The sequence below is a fragment of the Mesorhizobium sp. M7A.F.Ca.AU.001.01.1.1 genome (assembly GCF_004022735.1).
Taxonomy (GTDB): Bacteria; Pseudomonadota; Alphaproteobacteria; order Rhizobiales; family Rhizobiaceae; genus Mesorhizobium; species Mesorhizobium ciceri.
In genome coordinates this window covers 1-649 of record NZ_RZPF01001300.1, presented here as the reverse complement: position 1 = coordinate 649, position 649 = coordinate 1, and the positions used below count along the sequence as shown (strand labels likewise).

2 protein-coding genes are annotated in these 649 nt (G+C 65.0%); both read right to left on the bottom strand.

Going from position 1 to position 649, the window contains the following annotated elements:
• On the bottom strand, positions 1 to 290 hold a 290-nt coding region (locus EN884_RS37790), incomplete at its 3' end, for a heme-binding protein (protein ID WP_128361222.1).
• Between the two features lie 164 nt (positions 291 to 454).
• A partial coding sequence (locus EN884_RS37785) for a hypothetical protein (protein WP_128361221.1) occupies positions 455 to 649 on the bottom strand: 195 nt, incomplete at its 5' end.

Below are 649 nucleotides of genomic sequence, written 5' to 3'. Positions count from 1 at the left end.
GGCAGCACGCGCCCGCCCGAGACGTCCGAGATGCCGGCGACGAGATGCGGGCGCTCCTTGGCGAAGGCCTCGACTTTGCGCGAGCCCATGCCGATGGCGAGCGCACCATAGGCCTTGCCGGCCGACATTTGCCGACGCAGGAACGAGGCGCCGTCCTGGCGCTGGAAGGCGACCAGATGCCCGCCGGCGTCGAGCACCGAGACGCCGAGCGGCTTGAGCTTGAGATCGGAGCCCTTGGCAAAGGCGGTTTCGATGATTTGCCTGGCTTTTTCGAGCGGCAGTGCGGTCATGGCGGTCTCCTGTTTGAAACGCGTCGATCATCGACCGTCGGCGGGTGAGATAACATCCCGGTTCCGGTTGAAATTGCTTCGCGTGAAAAGGCGGGATGGAAAACAGCCTTCGCCGGCTCTTCCGGATAAGCGTTGCCGCTTGTATGGCTCCAGACGTGGCTGGGCTACTTCTTCTTGGCGCGGGCCGGTTTCTTGGCGGGTTCCGCCGGCGCGTTGGCGAGGTCTTCCGCTTCCTTGGCGAGACGCAGTGCCCGCAGCTTGTTGGTCTTGGCCTGGCGGGCGTCGCTCTCGGCGGCGTATTCGGCCATCGCCTTCTGGCGGACGGTTGCCGCCTCTTCCTGCTTCTTGAAGCGCACGTC